Genomic DNA, 21,975 nt, shown 5'->3' on the forward strand with positions numbered 1-21,975 from the left:
GGTGACTCCGGCTACGCCTCAGCGAGAGCCTGTTCCGCCTGTTGCGTCTCATACGCCTGCTGCGCCTGCCGTGCCTGCCGTGCTCGCTTCACCAGGTACATCTCCGCATCCGCGAGACGGAGTGCGTCTTCCGCCGTCCCCGAGTTCACCGCGACAACGCCAACGCTGGCTCCGGAGTAGTCGACGGTGTGGCTGTTCAGCTCGTACACACCAATGGTGCAATCCTCGAGGCGCGTGGCCAGTGCTGCCGCGGCCTCCTGATCGGAGGTTTCTGCGCCGCCTGGCATCGGACCGAACCCGATCACGACGAACTCGTCGCCGCCGATCCTGGCCAGCAGGTCGCCCTCGCGAAGGATCGTGCCGAGTCGCTGCGCCATCGACACGAGGAAGTCGTCGCCGGCCTCGTGCCCGTGCCGATCGTTGATCGACTTGAAGCCATCGAGGTCGATGAAGCCGACGAGAATGCATCGAGCGTCTCGTTCACCGATGGCCAGCATCCGTCGCAGGGCAGTGAGGAGTGACCGTCGATTCGCCAGGCCTGTGAGCATGTCAGTTGAGGCATGCGACGCCAGTTCAGCGTTGGCGTCCTGCAGCCGTTGCATGAGGTGCTCGCGCTCAATGTGCTGGGCGATCAGTTTGGAGAACAGCGTGAGCACAAGCTCAGCATTGGACTGTTCTGGCAGCACCGAGGTGCTGACCCCGCACAGGGTTCCGTAGAGGTCACCGTTCTCGGTGGTGATCGGCATACTGAAATAGGTCTGGATGTTCAGCGCCACGGCCAGGCCGGCATCGGCCCACCGCGTCGCTGCGTCATCGCAGTACACGCGCCTCTCGTCATAGGCGCGGCTGCACAGGGTGTCTTCCCACGGCACATCAAGGCCTTCGGCGATCTGCACGAGTCCGACGTTCCGCGAGTACAGGATGTGTTGCACGCCAGCGCTGCGATCGATCGTGGTGAGGTAGGTGGATTCGAGCCCGGTCACCGCCTCGAGCATTTCAAGCATCGGGCGGGTGAGGTCCTCCAGCGACTGTGCAGCAGAGACAGTTTCAGAAATCTGGGCGAGCAGTGAATCCATCTTTCCATTCTGGCTCAATCCTCACCCACTCCGCGATGAGACCCCGCCGCCCCGAATGCCGGAGCACGGGTGCCGGAGCACAGATGCCGGGCGCGCTCAGTGCTTGCGGGTGCGCCAGGCCTTCCATGCCCCAGTGCTCCAGAGCGCCCACGCTACGAGAAGAGGCTGAAACAGTAAGCGGATGCCGCGAGCGCGGTCAGAGTCGAGACCGAACGCATCGCTGTGCGTGACGTACTGCGAGATGTTGCCGGGGAACACCGCAACGAAGAAGGCAGCCACCACCCAGCCAACGCCAATCCGGCGCTGCCGGAGCAACAGGAGGGCTGCCCCGAGCGAGATCTCGACGACACCCGACCCGACCACGACGACGTCATCGTTGGCCGGAAGCCACTCTGGTACCTGAGCGGTGAACTCCTGCCGAGCGAAGGTGAGGTGGCTGATCCCTGCGAACACCAGGAACACGCCGAGGACCACCCGGCCAATGGTGCGCGGGACTGAGCGTGCGGGGGCTGTCGTACGGTGCGTTCGACTCATCTACGGAGGGTAACACCGCACTTGCTCGAGGGAATAGCCAAGCGAGGGATCTAAAAACGACGTCGTCGCCCCGGCGTGACAGCCGCCGCGACGACAGCGGTCTTGGCGATCGGCGATGGCCCTGGGCTCACAGCCGCTCCCACTACTGCCGCGCGTGCGACGGGCGCACCAATGACTCCGACGCGGCCTACTCGTGCAGCTCTCAATGGCATCTCAGTCTCCTCTGCTCTCGGTGCCCGTGAGGACGTCATCCGCTTCATCAGCTTCATCCGCTTCGACGGCGGCGATGATGGCCTGGATGGGAATTCGGCCGTTGGCGATCAGCTGGCCGCCTGCGCGGCGCGCGGCGGATGCGAATGGCGCTGCCCACTGGTTCTCGTACACCAGAACGCCGCCGACGCTACCTGGTTCAAGCGCAGCTGCAAGGTGATCGATGTCTGCTTCTGCCAGCATGTCCCCCAGCTCGGCTTCCAGGACTTCAAGACCCTCTAGCTCCTCGAGGTCAGCGAGCTCGGTGACCTCAATGCCGCCGTCTGCGTCCTTGGCAACGATCAGGAGGTCGATGACTCGGATGATTCCGGCGTCGACAAGACGGAGGAGTTCGGCCGCCATTTCACCGCTGAAACGGGACTCGCCCGCCGGAAACTCAACAATGATGAAGTCAATCGGCCCCAACTCATCCAGTGATTTCTCCGCCATGATTCGTCCCTTCGCCTGGGTGACTCACGCTGGTTGGCCGAGTCTGCGGGCCACAGTACGCCGGGATCGCCGGCGCGAGGCCGAAAAAGTCAATCATCGGTAATGGGACCCAGCGCGATCCCCGTCGGCTCACCGGCCGCAGCGCCCTTGAGTTCTATGAAAATGGTGTGCGTGGGCGTCTGGCCGATGTTTTCACCCGTATGGCGCTGGGCAGGAAGCCACACGGCCTGGCCGGCAGCGAGTGAGGTTTCGAACTCGCGACCGTCCAATGAAAGCCGCCGATCAAACGCGGAGAGCGTTACCATCACGCTGTTCGGATGCTCGTGCGGGCTGGTCTTGTCGCCCGGGTCATCGGTGTACTCCAATACCCGCACGAATTCGTTCTCCCAGAGCATCCGACAGTGGTCGGGGTTCGTCACCGTCGGATCGTCGCTGATCATGCGATGACACTACTCGCCACCTGGCCGCCGGGCCTAGATCCGGCGCAGCAGTTCTGAGCAGACACAATCAGGCAAACAATGGGCGTCGTCAATCATCACGCGCAGGCATCGGGTGAGATTGCCGATGCCTGTCTGCCTGGGGCAGCCTGGCTAGCCTGGGTCAGCCACCCGGATGACGACGTTGCCGACCTTCACTCCCGACTCCACGTAGCGGTAGGCCTCGGCGATCTCATCCAGTGAGTATGCGCGGTCGATGACCGGCCTGAATGCGCCGATGTCCATCAGACCCTTCAGGAAAACGATGTCGTCCCTTGTGTCTTTCGGGATCGGAAAGAGCACCTGTTTGCGCCTGAACAGTGGGGTGCTGAGTGCGAGTATTGGGTTCTGCCACCCTCTGCCGAGATCCGTTGAGACGTAGTAACCGCGCGGTTTCAGCAATGCCTTGCACCGGCCGAATGAACTCTTGCCGACGGCATCCAGCACCGCGTCGAACTGCTCGTCGATACGGGTGAAATCCTCCCGGGTGTAGTCGATGACCCGGTCTGCACCGAGCGACGTCACCAGGTCGAGGTTCTTCGTGTCGCAGACGGCAGTGACGCGCGCACCGAGGTGCTTGACGAGTTGCACCGCCGCCGTTCCGATGGCGCCGGTCGCACCGTAGATGAGCACGTTCTGCCCAGCGACGATGCCGGCTGCTCGAATGATGTTCAGTGCATAGTGGGCGCCCTCGGTACTGGGAACGACCTCGAGGTAGGTCATGCCTGCGGGGATGAGCGCCACCATGCCGGTCTCGCGGATCGTGGTGTACTCGGCCTGGCCGCCGAAGTTCACCCCGTCGTAGCCAAAGACGTCCTGGCCGACCGAGAATTCGGTCACGCCATCCCCCACCGCGTCAATGCGACCGGCAAATTCGTTGCCGAGCGTCTGCTGCTTCGGCGCTGTGAGGCCGCTGAACAGCTTGACGATCGCCGGCTTGCCCCGCAGGAATCCGCAATCGGTGCGGTTGACGGATGCCGCGAATACCCGGATGCGCAACTCACCGGATTGCGGACTCGGGATCTCGACATCCTCGACCCGAAGCACATCGGGTGACCCGTACCGCGTATGAATCGCTGCTCGCATGCGCACAATCTACTGCGGCCAGCGTTCGCAGGGCAGCGCCAGAGGGAACGCGTGTGAGTGAGCGCCACTCACTGCGGCACGAACCTACGCCGGGACGTCGATCCACTCGTACCCGGCGGCCTCGAGCGACGCTCCCCCGGCCGTGACGCCGGCGACGATCGTGGCCAGCTGGCCGGCATCCGCTGTGGCCAGCTGAAGTACGGCGTCGCTGCCGTACTCGGTGCCGAGCACCAGCACGCCACGCTGTCGCAACTCTGACTCGATACGACCGGCATCCGCGTGGCCGAGTGAGAGTGTGAAGAGTTCCCGCCGCTCTCGCGCCACCACCAGCCCGTCAGCCTGCGCGGTGTCGATCGCCGTGAGGACGGCCTCGGAGTACGCCCGAACCAGGCCCCCTGCGCCAAGGAGCGTGCCCCCGAAATAGCGGCTGACCACCGCGACGCAGTCCACGAACGAGCGACCGGTGAGCGCTTCGAGCATGGGTCGGCCAGCGGTGCCTGACGGTTCGCCGTCGTCGTTGGAGCGTCGGACCTGTTCTGGGGCGGATGACGGACCGATCACGAAGGCAGAGCAATGGTGCCGCGCAGCCCAGTGTTGCTTGCGCGCGTCGTCGATCGCGGCACGGGCGGCGTCCTCTGTGTCCACCCGCACCAGCCGGCACAGAAACCGTGAGCGCTTGATCTCGATTTCGGCGTCGACCCGGCTGCCAATTTCACCGAAAAGTGTCAGGTCTGCCATCGTCCCAGTCTCGCGCATCCGCTCTCACCGAGTGCTGGCCCCACCGCTCCGGCCGATTCGACGGCGAATCTCGGCCAAAATCACCCGAATAGAGGGGGTGTTTCGTGCTTATTTCGGGGAATATGTTGTGATGTTGGTCATTAGGAGGTATACGCGCACCTGCGTCGGCTACCGTTAGAGGATGACGTCACCCGAAACATCCCCGCAGAGCGAGGCAGAAACTGCCCGCGAAGCGAAGCCCTTCTCCGAACTCGGGCTCTCCGACGCAGTATTGAAGGCGCTTAAAGACGTCGGCTACGAGACCCCCTCGGCCATTCAGGCCGCCACTATTCCTCCCCTTCTGTCTGGCCGCGATGTCGTAGGACTCGCCCAGACTGGAACCGGCAAGACTGCAGCGTTCGCGTTGCCGATCCTGTCGCGCCTCGACATGGCACAGAAGAGCCCTCAGGCTCTCGTGCTCGCACCTACGCGCGAACTCGCACTCCAGGTCTGTGAGGCGTTCGAAAAGTACGCGTCACACATGAAGGGCGTCCACGTGCTGCCGGTCTACGGCGGACAGGGCTACGGCGTTCAGCTGTCGGCCCTCCGTCGCGGAGTCCACATTGTCGTCGGTACGCCCGGCCGCATCATGGACCACCTCGAAAAGGGCACGCTCGACCTGTCGCAGCTGAAGTACCTGGTGCTCGACGAAGCCGACGAAATGCTCAAGATGGGCTTCGCCGAGGATGTCGAAACCATTCTCGCCGACACCCCAGAAGACAAGCAGGTCGCACTGTTCTCGGCAACCATGCCGGCACAGATCCGCCGCATCTCCAAGCAGTACCTGCACGATCCAGAAGAGATCACGGTCAAGAACAAGACCACGACCTCTGCAAACACGACCCAGCGCTACCTGATGGTGTCGTACCCGCAGAAGGTCGATGCGCTGACCCGCATCCTCGAGGTGGAGAACTTCGAGGGCATGATCGTCTTCACCCGCACCAAGAACGAGACAGAGACGCTCGCCGAGAAGCTGCGTGCGCGTGGCTACTCTGCTGCCGCGATCAACGGTGACGTTCCCCAGGTGCAGCGCGAGCGCACCGTCGAGCAGCTCAAGAACGGCAAGCTCGACATCCTGGTCGCAACGGATGTCGCAGCTCGCGGCCTCGACGTCGAGCGCATCAGCCACGTCGTCAACTACGACATCCCGATCGACACCGAGTCGTACGTGCACCGCATCGGCCGCACCGGCCGCGCTGGCCGCAGTGGTGCTGCAATCAGCTTCGTCACGCCGCGCGAGCGTCGCCTCCTCACCGCTATTGAGAAGGCAACCCGCCAGCCGCTGACGCAGATGCAGCTGCCGAGCGTCGAAGACGTGAACGTCACCCGCCTGGCTCGTTTCGATGACGCGATCACCGAGGCACTCGGACAGTCCGAGCGCCTTGACATGTTCCGCGACATCGTCAATCACTACATCCAGCACCACGATGTTCCTGAGGCCGATGTGGCCGCAGCCCTCGCGCTCGTCGCACAGGGTGAGACCCCGTTGCTGCTGTCTGCTGAGGACGTACGCGCCGCACAGCGCGTCGACCGCGAAGAGCGCGACCGTCAGCGCGAAGCACGCGACGACCGCCCGGCTCGCAGCCGCGACGACCGCTGGGGAGACCGCAACGACCGTGGATCAGACCGCGGTGACCGCGGTGACCGCGGTGGACGCCCAGAGCGCGCCGAGCGTCCTGAGCGTCGCTCGCGCGACCACTCACGTCCCATGGCCTCCTACCGCATCGAGGTCGGCAAGCGCCACAAGGTCGAGCCGCGCCAGATCGTTGGAGCGCTCGCGAACGAGGGTGGCCTGAGCCGCGAAGACTTCGGAGCGATTCAGATCCTCCCTGAGTTCTCGCTCGTTGAGCTGCCCGTCGACATGCCGAAGGACGTCTTCTCCAAGCTGGAGAACACCCGCATCAGCGGCAAGCTCATTGAGATGCAGCCAGACACCACCGGTGGGCCGAAGCGCGCAGAGCGTGCAGAGCGCACCGAGCGCGCACCGCGTCGCGAGTACGACCGCAACTAGCGCTCGAAGCTAGGGTTCGCAGCTAGGCGCACCACAGAAACCGCTCCCGGGATTGTCCGGGAGCGGTTTTTTGTCGTCGTGGCGGTTCGGCGCGGCATCCTGTCGCCGGGCGCCCTATGCGGCAGGTGCCGCCGCGACCAGCGTGCTGGTGCGAGGCTGTGCGATACGGCGCGCCAGCACTACGAGGGCGACGACCACGATGAGTGCCACGACGATGCTGACAATGTCACCGGCGGCGGCAGAGCGCGGGATCAGGATGAATCCGGCGAAGTCGAAGACGGCGTGCAGCACGATGGCCGGCCAGATGCTGGAGGTGAGTCGCACGACGAGCGACGCCACAATGCCGAACAGCAGCGCGAAGAGCACGGTGCGGGCAATGGCCATGGAGTCCTGATCGGGAGCCAACGCCGTCACAACGTGCGCGACGGCGAACCCCACCGATGGCACGAGCACAGACACGAGCGCGCTGCGTGAACGGAATGCGTTGTACAGCACACCGCGATACAGCGTCTCTTCCACGAAGGCCACCAGGATCGCGAATCCCGCGAACATGAGGATCTCCGTGCCTCGCGCAGACACGCCGCCGGCGGTGACCAGCACGCTCAGGGGCAGAGCGGCAGCCAGTGCCATCGCGACGAGCGCGGTCCGGTTCCGTTGCACGGGCCGGAACCCGACGGCTCCCCAGGCGCGACGCCGGGTGAGGACGGTCGCGATGACGATGGCAACCGGGACGAAGCCGAAGGCGAGTGGCGCGTATCCGTCGAGACCGATCAGGTAGCAGACGGTGCCGACCAGTCCCATGAGAACCACGAGGCCAAGCGTGATGCCAACAAGCAGAAGGTATGGCCTGGCCGTGCTGCGCGTGTGAGACAACTGAACTCCTAAATTCTGCGAATACGACTGTATTCAGCAATTGAGAAGATACAGTTGTATTCACGTCGCTGCAACCCCCAGTTTTTTGCCGCGATCCACCCCGCACATTTCTCGGAGGCACAGATGACGAGCAGTCCCCGCCAGACGGAGTTTGCCGATGCCGCGCTCCGAATCGTTGCGCGCGACGGCCTTGCGGCGCTGTCCTTCCGAGCGGTGGCGAGCGAATCGGGCTGGTCACTTGGCGCCGTGCAGAAGGCATTCGCCACCAAGGGTGCGCTCTTGCTGGCCACGCTCGAACGCGCGCAGGAACAGGTCACGAGCGTCGCATCCGCTGAACCGGCGAAGCCGACGCTCGAGCGCTGGCTCGTCGGCCTCGTCACCGCGACCCTCCCGCTTGACGCCGAGAGGCGCGCTGCTGTGATCGTTGGCGCCGCATTCGCTGACCGGGCACCGTTCGACCAGACGATCGCCGAGCGTTTGACGGCATCGGATGAGGCTATTCGCGCTCTGCTCGCTCGGCTCTTCGCCTGGCGGAGGGCCGAGGGAGAGCTCACCGCACGGCTGGATGACCTCTCCCTCTCCCGTGCCATCCTGGCCTTCGCGGCGGGACTGGCCGGGCAGCTCCTCTATGACCCGCAGCCGGCTCCGGAGGTGGAGGAACTCGTCTCAGAGACGATCGGCGCGCTGCTGTCGGCGTAGGCGCTGGCCGGGTGCTCAGGCAGCTGCAGCTAGTCGGAGTGGGCCGCACCCGACGTCGCCTTGGTATGGATGCGCACGCCATCCTTATGGAAGATGCCCAGAATCTCGGTTGAGCCTGGCCCCGCGCCATTCAGCGAGTGCGGAACGCGGGTGTCGAACTCAGCCGCCTCCCCGGGCTCGAGGATGAGGTCGTGTTCAGCAAGCCTCAGCCGAAGGCGGCCAGAAATGACGTAGATCCAATCGTATCCGTCGTGCACCCGGCGTTCAGGCGGGTGCTCCTGAGCGGGAAAGACCATCTTGTACGTGTGTGCCGGAGAACTCGCCGGCGACAGCGCCGTGAACTGAACACCATCACGCCGGACCGGCTTCTGGAGTACCCGCGGGTCAGGAACAGCGGCGGGGATCAACTGGTCGAGGCTGATACGCAGCTCGCGCACAATGGGCAGCAGCAGTTCCAGGTTCACCTGTCTCTTTCCACTCTCCAACCGAGACAGGGTACTGACCGACAGCCCGGCTCTCGTCGCGAGCTCCGCCAGGGTGAGACCCTGCTTGACCCTGGCAGCACGGAGACGCGGTCCGACTTGCTCCAGCACAGCATCCACCGGTCCTCCTGTTGCCATTTCCGCAAACCTATTTGCTCATTCGTAATCCTATGCGCAAAGTTGGTGACATGGAATCAAACACATGGGACGTCGTAATCATCGGTGGCGGAGCGGCAGGGCTGAGCGCGGCCCTGACCCTGGGACGCGCACGCAGACGCGTCGTCGTGATCGACGCCGGATACCCGCGCAACCGCTTCGCCGCACACATGCACGGAGTGCTGGGTCATGACGGATTGCCGCCCTCGGAGTTGCTCAGCCGAGGACGCAAGGAAGTGGCCGAGTACGGTGTGGAGATCCACCCGGGCACTGTGCGCGACGTGACGATCGACGACACGCACGCGACGGTGCTCACCGAGGGCGGTGAGCGATTCATTGCTCGCCGGGTGCTCATCACCACCGGGCTGAGCGACCGGCTTCCGGATGTCCGTGGCCTTGACGCTCGCTGGGGAAGGGATGTGTTCCAGTGCCCGTACTGCCACGGCTATGAGGTGCGCGACCAGCGGATCGGCGTCATCGCCACGAGCCCTGCCAGCGTGCATCACGCGCAACTGCTCCGCCAGTGGAGCGACCGGATCACCTACTTCAGCAGCCGCGGCGGGGATCTCTCGGATGACGACCGAGCCGCGCTCGTTGCGCGCGGGATCACAATTGAGACGGAGCCGGCCGTGCAGGTCATCGTGCGGGATGACATCCTGGTGGGCCTCGAAGTCGACGGCGGGCGGGTCATCGACGTCGACGCCATTGCGACGGTTGGAGTCTTCGTTCCAAACGACGGTTTTCTGGCACGGTTGGATGTCGAGCGCGCGGAAGCGCCGTTCGACACGTTCATCGCCGTCGACCGAATGGGAAAGACGAGCGTCGATCGCGTCTACGCCGCCGGCAATGTGACGAACCCGGCCGGGGCCGTTGCCTCGGCGATCGCCGAGGGCGTCACGGCAGGGGCCGGGCTCAATATGTCACTCGTCGCCGATGACATCGAGGCCGCGCTTCGGCTGGTCAGCGCCTGACCTGAGACTGTGGTGCAGGGCGGCGGCAAGCCGGGTCTGAAGAATGCAGCGGATGCCGACAGGGGCGTCTACGGCCAGAGGCGACGCGAGGCCCATCCATCGTCACCACGCTGGTAGTGCACCCGAAGGTGGTTGCGACTCTGGTCACCCTGCCAAAACTCAATGGACTCCGGCCGGAGCTGCCACACGACCCAGTCCCCGACAGCCAGATCGGGCTCTCGCTCCAGGCGGTCACGGGCGGCCTCCAGCAAATCATGACGCTCTGCGGCATCGCCGAAGGGCTCGCTTTGCGTTCCAGCGAGCGCAAGCGCTTTGGCCGTCGTTCCACGCTCACGGAAGTCCTTAGCGCTTTCGGCCTGCGGCGCGGCTTCGACCCGCCCGCGAATACGGACTGATCGCACCTGTTGCGACCAGTAGAACGTCAGAGCGGCCGACGGATGCGCCTGGAGCTGCCGCCCCTTCTCACTGTTTCGTCCGCTCGCAAATGCCCACAGTCCGTCATCCGTCACGTCCTTCAGTATCAGGACTCGAGCATCTGGCATGCCGTCGGTCCCAACGGTGGAGAGCGTCATCGCATGAGGCTCCGGCACTCCAGCGGCAACGGCTTCCCTGAACCAGGCGACGAACAGCTCAAGGGGATCCGCTGGAATGCTCTCCACATCAAAGGCTGGCGCGGTTCCAACCAGGCTCTTCACAGCGCTCAGTTCTGCTCGCAAATCCGTCATTTCTTGATAGTCGCACACGCCGTAGGCGACTACAGTCGGGGCTAGCCGCAACGTGGGTAAACCTCGTGCCTCGGGGTAGTCCCACCCTGGGAGGTTCACATGTCTGACACTTCGCATCTTCCCCCCGCCGGATGGTACACCGACCCATTCAACGCAGCACTGTGGCGTTACTGGGACGGCACCCAGTGGACGGAGCACACGTCACCACGGGCCGGCCACGCCGCCCGCCCGGGTGAATCGACCGCTGGTACGCCACAGAAGTCGTTCGTGGCTACCTGGCTCTTCGCCTGGCTACTCGGCTTCATTGCTGTCGATCGCTTCTATCTGGGCAAGATCGGCACCGGCATACTCAAACTGATCACGCTCTCCGGGCTCGGCGTGTGGTGGCTTGTCGACCTGATCCTCGTTTTGGCTGGGAGCCAGCATGACAAGCAAGGCCGACCGCTCGTCGGCTACGAAGAGAACAAGAAGGTCGCCTGGATCGTCACCGCTGTCGGAATCGCCGTGTCGATTATCTTCTCCAGTATCTCCACCGCGCTGCAGGCCGGGTTCGATCGCTGGTATGACATGGTGCCGCACTAACCGCACCGACTTCATCAGCCACACCGACTTCATCAGCCACACGCACTTCATCCGAATAGGATGACGCCGACTCCACCAGCCCGCGCTACGGTGTGCGACGCATTCACGACGCAACGCCGACGCACAGGCAGGTGGAGGACAGAGAAATGAGCACAGTCAAGCAAACGGGCTGGGTGGGCTGGGGTCGGTTCGCGGCCGTCATCCTGCTCCTGAATGGCGCATTCAGTTTGATGCACGGAATCGTGGCGATTTTGGCCCCCGACCGCTACTTCGCGACTGGCGGGGGCGCTCTCTTCATCCTGGATCTCGATGGGTGGGGGTGGTGGTCGCTCATCATCGGCATTCTGCTCATCGCCACGGGAGCCGCGCTCCTCACCGGAGCGATGTGGGCACGCGTCATCGCGATCATCCTCGCTTCTCTGAGCGCGATCGCGCAGCTGCTTCTCATCCCGGTGCAGCCATGGTGGGCGTTGATCATCATCGCCGTTGACATCCTCGTCATTTATGCGCTCACGGCCCACGGCCGTGAACTCGAGTCCGACATCTAGCCGGGAAGAACCTGACATGAATCCTGATCGCCACGCGCGCTCCATGCTGCCGATTCCTGACCGACCAGCGCCTGGTCTCACGACCTATGACGCTAAGGATCCCGACACTCACTACCCGCCGATCGAGCCCCTCCGCCCACCGGCCGGTGCGCCCAACGTGCTCGTCATCCTCATCGATGATGCGGGCTTTGGTGCCTCGAGCGCGTTCGGCGGGCCCTGCGCGACCCCCAACGCCGAGAAACTCGCCGCCGGCGGTCTCAGCTACAACCGGTTCCACACCACAGCGCTCTGCGCCCCCACCCGACAAGCGCTGCTCACCGGCCGCAATCACCACTCCGTCGGCATGGGCAGCATCACTGAGACAGCGACCTCTGCGCCGGGAAACAGCTCTGTGCGCCCGAACACGAAGGCGCCGCTGGCGATGACCCTGAAACTGAACGGGTATTCCACCGCCCAGTTCGGCAAATGCCACGAGGTGCCGGTCTGGCAGTCCTCCCCCATGGGTCCGTTTGACGCATGGCCGTCAGCCGGCGGCGGATTCGAAACGTTCTACGGCTTCATCGGCGGCGAGAACAACCAGTGGGATCCGGCGCTCTACGACGGAACGACACCTGTCGAACCGCCGGCGACCCCCGAGGAGGGCTATCACCTGACAGAGGACCTCGCCGACCACGCCACCAACTGGATGCGCACGCAGAAGGCCCTCATGCCCGACAAGCCCTTCTTCGTCTATTTCGCCCCAGGCGCAACCCACGCGCCGCACCACGTTCCCAAGGAATGGGCCGACAAGTACGCTGGCGCATTCGCCGATGGCTGGGATTCGCTGCGTGAGCGCACGTTCGCCAGGCAGAAGGAGCTCGGGGTGATCCCGGCTGACGCAGAACTCACCCCGCGCCACGCGGAGATTCCCGCCTGGGATGAGATGCCCGCCGAGTTGAAGCCCGTGCTTGAGCGTGAAATGGAGGTGTATGCCGGGTTCATGGAGCACACCGACTACCAGATCGGCCGCGTGATCGACACGATCACAGACCTCGGCATTCTCGATGACACGCTCATCTACTACATCGTCGGTGACAACGGCGCCTCAGCAGAGGGAACGCTCAATGGAGCGTTCAATGAAATGGCCAACTTCAACGGAATGGCCGCGCTTGAAACACCGGAGTTCATGGCATCCAAAATAGATGAACTCGGGAGCCCGACCTCGTACAACCACTACGCGGTCGGCTGGGCCTGGGCGATGGACACCCCGTTCCAATGGACCAAGCAGGTCGCATCGCACTGGGGCGGTACCCGAAACGGCACGATCGTGACCTGGCCGAATGGAATCACGGACAAGGGCGGGCTGCGCTCGCAGTTCACCCACGTCATCGACATCGCCCCCACCGTTCTTGAGGCAGCAGGACTTCCGGAACCGACAATGGTCAACGGCGTGCAGCAGTCCCCGATGGAGGGCACCAGCATGCTGTACACCTTCGATGACAAGGAGGCCGTTGAGCGGCATGACCTGCAGTATTTCGAGATGTTCGGCAACCGTGGCTTGTATTACAAGGGCTGGAGCGCCGTCACCAAGCACCGCACTCCGTGGGTGATGGTCGGCGGAAAGCTTCCGGCATTCGACGACGACGTGTGGGAGCTCTACGACGGTCATTCCGACTTCAGTCAGGCCCGCGACCTGGCCGCAGAGAATCCGGAACGGCTCGCGCAGCTGCAGCGGCTCTGGCTCATTGAAGCCACCAAGTACAACGTGCTTCCGATCGATGACCGCGGGGTGGAACGCGCAACTCCGGAGGTCGCAGGTCGACCAACGCTCATCAGGGGGAACACCCAATTGCTGTTCGCCGGCATGGGCCGTTTGTCGGAGAACAGCGTGGTGAGCATCAAGAACAAGTCGTTCTCGGTGACGGCGGAGATCACTGTGCCAGAGGGCGGAGCTGAGGGCGTGATCATTGCCCAGGGCGGCCGTTTTGGCGGGTGGAGCCTCTACGCCACAGAGGGGAAGGCGAAATTCGTCTACAACGTTCTCGGCATCCAGGAGTTTGCAACGGAAGCTGAGAAAGCGATTCCTGCCGGCAAGCATCAGGTGCGGATGGAGTTCGTCTATGACGGCGGAGGGCTGGGCAAGGGCGGGGACGTCACGCTGTATTACGACGGCACGCTTGTCGGGTCTGGCCGCGTCGGCGCCACCCAAGCCATGATCTTCTCCGCCGATGAGACGACCGATGTCGGCTTCGAGTCCGGTACCGCGGTCTCCGCCGACTACACGCCGGCACGCAGCCGTTTCACGGGCAAGATCGGCTGGGTGCAGATAGACCTCGGCGACGACGACCACGACCACTTCATCGACCCAGAGGAGCAATTCCGCATCACGATGGCCCGGCAGTAGGCCTGCCGTTCGTGAGGGACCGCGCCCGCTCTCGGCTGGCGCGGTCTTCTCGTGCCACGCGCCTGTGCACGAAGCGCACGACCTCGAGCAGGGCAACGGATGCCGCCGCAACGCTGGCCACGAGAACCTGGGTCTGCGTCGAGAGGTGAACGAGCTGCAGGAAGTTCGCAATGAGGGGCACCACATAGATGAGCACCAGCCCGATCACCATGGCAGCGATGATGACAGCTTTGAACAGGGTGATGGGCCGTGACAACACCACGAGAATCCACAATCCGATGACGGTGAGGAGCAGCGTCGTGCCGGTGCGAATCTCAGCGATCGATGTTCCCGTATTCACCGAGATGAGAGCGAAAACGCTGAGACCGACCGCCACCACAATGCCCGCCGGGATTGCGAAGGTCAGTGATCGTCTGAGGAAGCCAGGGTAGTAGCGCTGGGTGTTGGGCAACAGCGCCAGGAAGAACGCGGGGATGCCGATGGTGAGCCCGTCGATCGCCGAGAGTTGTCGTGGTAGGAACGGGAAAGGCAGCACCAGGACGCCGAAGATGACGGCGAGCAGGGTTGCGTACGCCGTCTTCGTGAGGAACAGCATGGATACTCGCTCGATGTTCGCGATGATCTGGCGCCCCTCGGCCACCACTGCCGGCAGATGGGAGAACTTGCCATCGAGCAGAATGAGCCGGGCGACGGCCTTGGTCGCATCCGCTCCTGAGTTCATCGCAATGCCGATATCCGCTTCCTTGATGGCGAGCGCATCGTTGACACCGTCTCCCGTCATCGCCACGGTATGGCCGGCCGACTTCAGGGCAAGCACGATGCGTTTCTTCTGCTCCGGGGTCACCCGACCGAAGACGATGTTCTCCTCGAGAACCCGCGCCAGCTCGTCCTGGTCGTCTGGCAGGTTGCGGGCGTCGTAGCCGTCGGGGGTGTCGAGCCCGACGTCGCGTGCGATTGCCGCGACGGTGCGTGGGTTGTCGCCCGAGATGATGCGAACGCTGACCTCTTGCTCTGCGAAGTAGCGGAGCGTCTCCGCGGCATCAGAGCGGATGCTCTCCCGAAAGGTCAAAAGAGCAATCGGAACGGCGTCGGCGGGGACGGTGTCATCATTCGTCGGGGTGCCGTGAGCCAGCACAAGAGTCCGGTTTCCAGCCGCCGCGAGCTCGGCTGCACGCTCGCTGAGCCGCTGCTCCCCCGCATCCGTCGGGGCGCGGTCGGTGAACACCATCTCCGGACCGCCCAGAATCCACATGCCGTCGTCGAACGTGACGGCGCTCCACTTGCGGGCGGAGCTGAACCGAACTGTGCTGATGGGTGCAGCGGACGGCGGCTGCGTGAACGTGGCGCGCAGGCTGCGCGCCGTCATGTTGGCGTCGGGCTGGGCACCGAACCAGGCGAGCGCCTGCTCCCACCCCTCGCGTTCTGCAAGCGGCCATGCGGCATCGAAGCTGATGTCGCCCTGGGTGAGCGTGCCGGTTTTGTCGAGGCAGATCAGGTCGACGCGCGCCAGGACTTCGACGGCGGCAAGCTCCTGAACCAGCACCTGTTCGCGCGCGAGCTTCACCGCTCCGACGGCAAAGGTGATGCTTGTCATCAAGACGAGGCCGAGCGGCACCATGGCGACGACGGCGGCGACTGTCGACACTGTCGCGTCGACCCAGACGCCGGTGGATAAGACGTACGTCCAGCCGCCGAGCACCATGACCTGGGCGTTCAAGACCAGGAGGGTGATCGGCCCGATGACCCAGGCGACCCACCGCAAGACGCGGTCGATCGATGAGCGCAATTCAGACGTGACCAGTGAGAACTGCTTCGCCTCACTGGAGAGGGTATTGGCGAATGATTGCGCCCCCACCCGATCCACCCGTGCGCGCCCCTCACCCGCGACCACCACCGATCCGGAGAACACGCGGTCGTCGTCCGCCTTATCGACGGGTTCGGACTCCCCCGTGAGCATTGACTCGTCGACTTCGAGGTCGTCGGCGCTGAGTATCACGGCATCCGCTGGAACCTGATCGCCCTGGCGCAGGATGATCACATCGTCCATGACCACCTGGGCGACGTCGATCGTGCGTTCCTCCGAGTCTCTGAGCACACGGGCGTTCGGTGCGTTGAGCACAGAGATACGGTCGAGCGTGCGCTTCGCGCGATACTCCTGGGTCGTGCCGATGACCGTGTTTGCGAGTGCGCTCACCCCGAATAGCGCGTCCTGCCAGCGCCCGACGGCGAGAAGGATCACAAAGCACGACAGGATGATGGCGTTGAACAGGGTGAAGAGATTCTCGCGGACGATGCTCCAGAGGCTCCGACTCGTCGGCTGCGTGAACGCGTTCGTGAGACCCTGACTCACACGTTCGGCGACCGCGGCGTCGTCAAGACCGGTGACGTGAGACACGGTCTCCTCCATTCGCGATCGCCATCCGCGGCAGGCGAGTCAGCACCCAACCCAACGGAGTCACATCCGTATCAAACCAGCACGTAGACGCACCGACGACCCTACAGTGAAGCGTTGCGCCTCAGGAGAGTTCGCGGTCGCCCAGATGATGTCCGTAGAAGTTCGATTGTTTTTCCATGAGCTCAGCCATGGTGGCGTCAGGACCAGCCCCATAAACGGTGCCGACAAAATCGAGGGTGCGCTGGATCGCCCAGATCTCCTCATGTCGATCCGGGGAGAAGAGCTGCGCTGGGGCTCCAACGGCGACCCACCCGATCGGTACGACCGCCGACTCCGCCACCGTCGTGTTGACCTGAACGACCGCGTTGATCCGCACTTCGGCACCGGCTCCTACGATCGAGCCAGGGAACAATGACGCTCCGGTTGCGATGAACGCCCCGTCACCCACCGTCGCTCCGTTGATGTGCGTGTGCGGTCCAATCATCACTGCGTCGCCGATGCGCACGGTGTGCCCGACGCGTCCGCGAATGACCGCGTGTTCCATCACAACGGTGTTCTTGCCGATATGGATCGCTCCATCCTCGGCGCTCAGGATGGCGCCATGGAGCACGCGGGCGCCCTCGCCGATCACCACCGCCCCACTGAGAACGGCCGTGGATGCGACCCAGGCAGAAGACGCGACAGTGGGCTGGCATCCGCGGTGTTCAATCAGCATGAGTTCAGCATAGGCACCGGCTGAGGAACACTCGGCGCTTACCGCTGCCCGGCAGAGTCCGATAGACATGAGGGATGCAAACCTCGCGATACCGGCGCGACACCTGCCAGGCTCGGAGATGATTTAGTGAAACGTGGTGTCGTAATTGCCCTGGCGGTGGTTATTCTCGTGCCGGTAGTGGTGCTCTCTGCCCGCGCCATCATCGCGACGATGCAGCCGTCGTCTGCGACCAGCGAGGAACAGACGGATCAGCCGTCACCGGCACACGACAACGTCTTCGCTGACTATCCGCCATATCAAGACCCGTCGTACCCCTCGGTAGCGGCCGCGAAGTCGGCCCGCGCCGACGGCCGCTATGAAGACGCTGCCCAGCTCGACAAGATCAGCGCTTATGCAGGGTCGAAATGGATCGGCGAATGGGACTCCGCTGGGCACCCCACCCAGGTGGTCGCTGACTACGCGCAGGCCGCCATCGACACAGGGCAGACCGGCGTGCTCGTTGTGTATGCAATCCCTGGTCGATCCTGCACCGGCTATTCAGCTGGCGGATTCTCGTTCGGCGACTACGAACCGTGGATTGATGAAATCGCGGCGGGCATCGCCGGGAAGCGCCTGGCCGTCATCCTCGAACCGGATGCACTCCTGCAGCTGGGCCGCTGTCCAGACCTGGAGGGCGACAGGCTGGCGCACCTGCGCTACGCCGCAGAGAAACTCGCCGCTGCCGGCGGGACGGTGTACATCGACGCCGCATCATCGAACGTTCCTGGAGGGGCCGCTGTCATGGCCGGCCGGCTCGAGGCGGTGGGAATCGAGAACGTCCGCGGTTTCGCCGTGAACGTCTCCAACCACAAATGGGATGTCGAATCGAGAGCGTACGCCGATGAGCTCTCCGCGCTGCTTGGCGGCGCGCACTACGTCATTGACACGTCAAGGAACGGCGTCGGGTCCGTTGGCGGTGACTGGTGCAACAGCCGCGACCGTGCCCTCGGCGCAGTACCAGGCGCCGTGCAATGGGAGAACCAAGACGCGAGCCTGTGGATCAAGACGATCGGCGCCTCAGACGGCACCTGCGGTGGTGGGCCGGTGGCTGGTCAGTGGTGGAATGAGATCGCGCTCGAACTGGCACGAAACTCAGACATCTCCGGTACGAGCACGTCTCCGACAGCGATGATCACCGAATGGAACGTCGGAGCAGCCGGGTGCGAGACGATCACCGTTCCCGTGCACGGCACGATCAACGCGACGATCGATTGGGGCGACGGCACGACGGAGCCGATTGTCGGCGAGCGTCCGTCGCATACGTACGCCGCAGCATCCGGTCACCGCACCATCACCGTCGACGGCTCGTTTTCCGAGTGGGGCGGAGCATCCGGGTGGAGCGCCGCGTGCATCACCAGCGTGACGCGGTGGGGAGCCACCGAGACCACGAGCGCGGCGCACGGCTTCGCCGGTGCCACACGCCTCACCGACATTGCTGAGTTCGCCCCGACCATCACCGACATGAGCTGGCTGCTGGCTGGCAACACCACGTTTGCGGCGGATGTCGCTGCCTGGCGCCTCGGCGCCGTGACGAACACCAGCCACATGTTCGACGGCGCAACCGCATTCAACCGTTCGGTGGTGGGGTGGGATGTCAGCCACGTCACCGACATGTCTGGCATGTTCGCCGGCGCGACAGCCTTCAACCAACCGATCGACACTTGGAACACCGCGCGGGTCACCGATTTCTCTGCCATGTTCACGGGCGCCGTTGCCTTCCACCAGCCGATCGGGACGTGGAACACAGGCTCAGCGACGACGTTCGCCGGCATGTTTGAAGGCGCGACGCGCTTCAACCACCCGGTGAAGGCGTGGCAGACATCCGCTGTCACCAACATGGAGCGGATGTTCGCCGGCGCGACCACCTTCACCCAGACGCTGAGCACCTGGAACACGTCTGCCGTCACCACGATGGCGTCGATGTTCGACGGTGCAGCAACGTTCAACCAGCCGCTGGGCACGTGGGACGTGTCGCGCGTCACCGACATGACACGGATGTTCGCTGGCGCGAAAGCACAGAATCAGGGGCTCAGCTCGTGGAATGTTGCCCGGGTGGTCTCGATGCGCGAAATGTTTGCCGGCGCCACCGCGTTCGACCGGAATCTCCGCGGGTGGAATGTGCAGAAGGTGACGGACAGCCGGGACTTCAGCACGGGCTCAGCGCTGTCGACGTCGAATCTCCCCCAGTTCCGCACCCGGTAGCGAGTGTGCCGGCGCTCTTCCCGCGGGACGCCTGCCGGTCCTAACATCGTGTCACCGAGTCGAAACGGAGACGATCGATGGAATCCACGGACATTGCTACCGCATTCTCGCCAGACGGACGGTACTTCCAGTTCACGGCATCGACCACGTCGGCATCACGCGCCGGCGACGTCGTCACGCTCCGCTCGCGCGACGGCCTTGCGCAGGTAGGGCAGGTCGACGACGTCTCGTTCACTCCCGACGGGGCGTTGAGTGGCTTCGGTCGGGTGCTCGGCTCACTGTCGGCCGGCACATTCGACGGCCTTCGATCGTTCGCCTTCACCGATGCGGTGCTGAGTGAAGCGGATGCCGACACCATCGAGATCCTGCACGCGAGCGTGAAAGCGACCATGGAGATCGGCACCTATCTTGCAGCGGATGACGTACCAGCGCGCCTGCTCCCCCACCGATTCAACCGCCACACCTTCTGGTGTGGGCAGAGCGGCTCAGGAAAGACCTACGCGCTCGGTGTCGTGCTTGAGCAACTCCTCATCGACACCGGCCTGCCCATCGTGATCTTCGATCCGAACGCCGACTTCGTGCGCCTGGGTGAACTCAATGACCGCGGCACGGCGAGCGCAGCCGGCGCGGTGTTGGCGAGCAGGGATATTCGCGTTCTTCGCCCCTCGTCGCCTAACCCGCAGTCGCTCAGGGTGAAGTTCATCGATCTGCCGCTGCGGGCGAAAGGGGCCGTCCTTCGCCTGCATCCGCTGCACGACAACGCCGAGTACAACGAGCTCTTGCATCTGGAGGAGACGCAGGGGGCGCTAACCCAGGAGAACATCGTGCTACACCTTCGCGAACGGGGTACTCCGGCCGCCGTCGCACTCGCCGCCCGGATTGAGAACCTCAAGGCGACGGATTGGTCAGTCTGGGCCGGGGGGCAGTACGACGCGGTCACCGACATCATCGAGACGCGTCCGGACGCAACCGTGCTGGACCTCGGCGGCTTCACCTACCCGGATGAGTCACTGGTCGTGGCGATGGCCGTGCTGGATGACCTGTGGGAGAAGCGCGAACAGCGACGACCAGTGCTGCTCGTGATCGACGAGGCGCACAACCTGTGCTCCCCAGACCAGGACAGCCCGCTTCACATCGCGGTACGCGAGCGGATCATCCAGATCGCCGCTGAGGGACGGAAGTTCGGCCTCTGGCTGCTGCTCTCGACCCAGCGTCCGTCGCGCGTGCACCCGAGCATCGTCTCGCAGTGCGACAACCTGGCCCTCATGAAGATGACGTCGCCGGTCGACCTGGCTGAGCTTGGGACGATCTTCGGATTCGTTCCCGGCGCAATGCTGGCGCGCTCGCCTAGTTTCCGGCAGGGCGAGGCCCTGTTCGCCGGTGGATTTGTGCCGACTCCCACCATGGTGAAAATTGGTGCGCGGCTCACCCAGGAGGGTGGGGCTGACGTGGGGGTTCCGCTTCGTTGAGGAGCGCACGCTGGTTGAGACGGCTGGCGGTGCTAGGCCGCGATGTGCTGGGCGGTCGGGACGTGGTGGGCCGCGATCTAGCTGGCTGAGATCGTTGCAGTTTCCTCGGTGACCGGTTCGCTGACGGTCGGCAAATCTGTGGCGATCCGCTCTTCTCTGCTGTACACGACCATTGATGGCCCGCGCAGGAAGCCGACAATGGTCAGGCCGATCTCTGTGCCGAGTTCGACCGCCAGGGACGACGGTGCCGACACCGCGGCAAGAATCGGGATGCCGGCCATCGATGCCTTCTGGGCCAGCTCGAAGCTGGCGCGGCCAGACACCATCAGCACCATTCCACGCAGGGGCACCCTGTCGTTCGTGACGGCCCACCCGATGACTTTGTCGACAGCGTTGTGGCGGCCGACGTCTTCCCGAAGAACCAGCAGCTCGCCGGTCGCAGCGTCGAAGAGGCCGGCGGCATGCAGTCCCCCGGTCTTCTCGAACACGTCCTGGCCGGCACGCAGCGCATCGGGGAAGGTCGCCAGCAACGCTGCCGGCACGCGCACCGGATCGTCGGCGACCGGAAACTGTGAGAGCGTGCGAACCGCATCGATGCTGGCTTTGCCGCACAGTCCACACGAGCTGGTCGTGTAAAAGTTGCGTTCGAGACTGGGGTCTGGGGCTGGCACTCCTGCGTCGAGCGTCACATCGAGGACGTTGTATGTGTTCTCGCCGTCCACCGTCGCACCGGCACAGTAGCGAGCTGTCGCAAAGTCGTCGCGCCGGGAGATCACCCCTTCGGAGACGAGAAACCCGGCCGCAAGCTCGAAGTCGTGTCCTGGGGTGCGCATGGTGATGGCCATCGCCCTGCCGCCGACGCGGATCTCGAGCGGCTCTTCGGCTGCGAGCACGTCGTCGCGGCGCGTGGGTGGCGACCCAACGGTGATTCGAGTGACTCGGCGTCGTACCGTTACCCTGCCCATGGTTCATGCTTAGCATCCGGCGTGCATGGGCACAATGAGCCACCTGGCTCCGTGTTTTCGCCCATGACCCACGCGCAGCTACGTCGCCCGAGTGATCGACGCAGCTGGACGC

The 21,975-nt window shown here is 64.2% G+C and carries 21 protein-coding genes; 8 read left to right on the forward strand and 13 right to left on the reverse strand.

The window, feature by feature from the left end:
* Positions 1-11: 11 nt before the first annotated feature.
* The 7 genes from AC25Z0_RS07180 to AC25Z0_RS07210 form a co-directional block, all read right to left on the reverse strand.
* Positions 12-1,076: a diguanylate cyclase domain-containing protein gene (locus AC25Z0_RS07180; RefSeq protein ID WP_488132713.1), complete on the reverse strand. Its 1,065-nt coding sequence runs from the start codon at positions 1,074-1,076 to the stop codon at positions 12-14.
* A gap of 96 nt (positions 1,077-1,172) precedes the next feature.
* Entirely contained in the window at positions 1,173-1,610 is a 438-nt protein-coding gene (locus AC25Z0_RS07185) for a DoxX family protein (protein WP_488121461.1), read from the reverse strand.
* A 50-nt stretch (positions 1,611-1,660) separates the two neighbouring features.
* The gene (locus AC25Z0_RS07190) at positions 1,661-1,822 is read right to left on the reverse strand and encodes a hypothetical protein (protein ID WP_488121460.1); all 162 of its coding nucleotides are present in this window, start codon (positions 1,820-1,822) and stop codon (positions 1,661-1,663) included.
* Position 1,823: 1 nt separating this feature from the next.
* A complete protein-coding gene (locus tag AC25Z0_RS07195; protein WP_488121459.1) occupies positions 1,824-2,309 on the reverse strand; it encodes a DUF6325 family protein in 486 nt (161 codons plus the stop codon).
* A gap of 89 nt (positions 2,310-2,398) precedes the next feature.
* Positions 2,399-2,749, reverse strand: a complete 351-nt coding sequence (locus AC25Z0_RS07200; protein ID WP_488132714.1) for a cupin domain-containing protein — start codon at positions 2,747-2,749, stop codon at positions 2,399-2,401.
* A 150-nt stretch (positions 2,750-2,899) separates the two neighbouring features.
* Positions 2,900-3,871: an NAD(P)-dependent alcohol dehydrogenase gene (locus AC25Z0_RS07205; RefSeq protein ID WP_488132715.1), complete on the reverse strand. Its 972-nt coding sequence runs from the start codon at positions 3,869-3,871 to the stop codon at positions 2,900-2,902.
* Positions 3,872-3,955: 84 nt separating this feature from the next.
* Positions 3,956-4,609, reverse strand: a complete 654-nt coding sequence (locus tag AC25Z0_RS07210; RefSeq protein ID WP_488132716.1) for an IMPACT family protein — start codon at positions 4,607-4,609, stop codon at positions 3,956-3,958.
* Between the two features lie 181 nt (positions 4,610-4,790).
* On the opposite strand from AC25Z0_RS07210, the gene AC25Z0_RS07215 reads away from it, so the two are divergent.
* A complete protein-coding gene (locus AC25Z0_RS07215; RefSeq protein ID WP_488121455.1) occupies positions 4,791-6,659 on the forward strand; it encodes a DEAD/DEAH box helicase in 1,869 nt (622 codons plus the stop codon).
* A gap of 114 nt (positions 6,660-6,773) precedes the next feature.
* Here AC25Z0_RS07215 and AC25Z0_RS07220 read toward each other — a convergent pair whose 3' ends face one another.
* The gene (locus AC25Z0_RS07220; protein WP_488132717.1) at positions 6,774-7,532 is read right to left on the reverse strand and encodes a CPBP family intramembrane glutamic endopeptidase; all 759 of its coding nucleotides are present in this window, start codon (positions 7,530-7,532) and stop codon (positions 6,774-6,776) included.
* 123 nt (positions 7,533-7,655) lie between these two features.
* Here AC25Z0_RS07220 and AC25Z0_RS07225 point away from each other — a divergent pair, with 123 nt between their 5' ends.
* The gene (locus AC25Z0_RS07225) at positions 7,656-8,231 is read left to right on the forward strand and encodes a TetR family transcriptional regulator C-terminal domain-containing protein (RefSeq protein WP_488132718.1); all 576 of its coding nucleotides are present in this window, start codon (positions 7,656-7,658) and stop codon (positions 8,229-8,231) included.
* A gap of 29 nt (positions 8,232-8,260) precedes the next feature.
* Here the strand turns inward: AC25Z0_RS07225 and AC25Z0_RS07230 are convergent, their stop codons facing one another.
* A complete protein-coding gene (locus AC25Z0_RS07230; RefSeq protein WP_488121452.1) occupies positions 8,261-8,851 on the reverse strand; it encodes a helix-turn-helix domain-containing protein in 591 nt (196 codons plus the stop codon).
* A gap of 50 nt (positions 8,852-8,901) precedes the next feature.
* Between AC25Z0_RS07230 and AC25Z0_RS07235 the strand changes: the two genes are divergently transcribed.
* A complete protein-coding gene (locus AC25Z0_RS07235) occupies positions 8,902-9,840 on the forward strand; it encodes an NAD(P)/FAD-dependent oxidoreductase (RefSeq protein ID WP_488132719.1) in 939 nt (312 codons plus the stop codon).
* Positions 9,841-9,908: 68 nt separating this feature from the next.
* Here AC25Z0_RS07235 and AC25Z0_RS07240 read toward each other — a convergent pair whose 3' ends face one another.
* Complete coding sequence (locus AC25Z0_RS07240; RefSeq protein ID WP_488121450.1) at positions 9,909-10,565, reverse strand: pyridoxine/pyridoxamine 5'-phosphate oxidase; 657 nt, start codon at positions 10,563-10,565, stop codon at positions 9,909-9,911.
* 99 nt (positions 10,566-10,664) lie between these two features.
* Between AC25Z0_RS07240 and AC25Z0_RS07245 the strand changes: the two genes are divergently transcribed.
* From AC25Z0_RS07245 to AC25Z0_RS07255, 3 genes are all read left to right on the forward strand, one after another.
* Positions 10,665-11,147 carry an NINE protein gene (locus AC25Z0_RS07245; protein WP_488121449.1) on the forward strand — a complete coding sequence of 161 codons (483 nt, stop codon included), beginning with the start codon at positions 10,665-10,667 and terminating at the stop codon, positions 11,145-11,147.
* Positions 11,148-11,293: 146 nt separating this feature from the next.
* Positions 11,294-11,695: a DUF7144 family membrane protein gene (locus AC25Z0_RS07250; protein ID WP_488121448.1), complete on the forward strand. Its 402-nt coding sequence runs from the start codon at positions 11,294-11,296 to the stop codon at positions 11,693-11,695.
* Positions 11,696-11,711: 16 nt separating this feature from the next.
* Positions 11,712-14,078, forward strand: coding sequence for an arylsulfatase (locus AC25Z0_RS07255; protein WP_488132720.1), 2,367 nt, complete (start codon positions 11,712-11,714; stop codon positions 14,076-14,078).
* On the opposite strand, the gene AC25Z0_RS07260 is transcribed toward AC25Z0_RS07255, so the two are convergent.
* The gene (locus AC25Z0_RS07260; protein WP_488132721.1) at positions 14,059-16,485 is read right to left on the reverse strand and encodes an HAD-IC family P-type ATPase; all 2,427 of its coding nucleotides are present in this window, start codon (positions 16,483-16,485) and stop codon (positions 14,059-14,061) included. The genes AC25Z0_RS07255 and AC25Z0_RS07260 overlap by 20 nt on opposite strands.
* Positions 16,486-16,594: 109 nt before the next feature.
* Entirely contained in the window at positions 16,595-17,188 is a 594-nt protein-coding gene (locus tag AC25Z0_RS07265; RefSeq protein ID WP_488132722.1) for a gamma carbonic anhydrase family protein, read from the reverse strand.
* A gap of 126 nt (positions 17,189-17,314) precedes the next feature.
* On the opposite strand from AC25Z0_RS07265, the gene AC25Z0_RS07270 reads away from it, so the two are divergent.
* Complete coding sequence (locus tag AC25Z0_RS07270) at positions 17,315-19,429, forward strand: BspA family leucine-rich repeat surface protein (RefSeq protein WP_488132723.1); 2,115 nt, start codon at positions 17,315-17,317, stop codon at positions 19,427-19,429.
* Positions 19,430-19,506: 77 nt separating this feature from the next.
* The gene (locus AC25Z0_RS07275) at positions 19,507-20,898 is read left to right on the forward strand and encodes an ATP-binding protein (RefSeq protein ID WP_488132724.1); all 1,392 of its coding nucleotides are present in this window, start codon (positions 19,507-19,509) and stop codon (positions 20,896-20,898) included.
* A 77-nt stretch (positions 20,899-20,975) separates the two neighbouring features.
* On the opposite strand, the gene fdhD is transcribed toward AC25Z0_RS07275, so the two are convergent.
* Positions 20,976-21,863, reverse strand: coding sequence for a formate dehydrogenase accessory sulfurtransferase FdhD (gene fdhD / locus AC25Z0_RS07280; protein ID WP_488132725.1), 888 nt, complete (start codon positions 21,861-21,863; stop codon positions 20,976-20,978).
* Positions 21,864-21,975: the final 112 nt, after the last annotated feature.

It is taken from the genome of Leifsonia sp. Y862 (genome assembly GCF_057669585.1).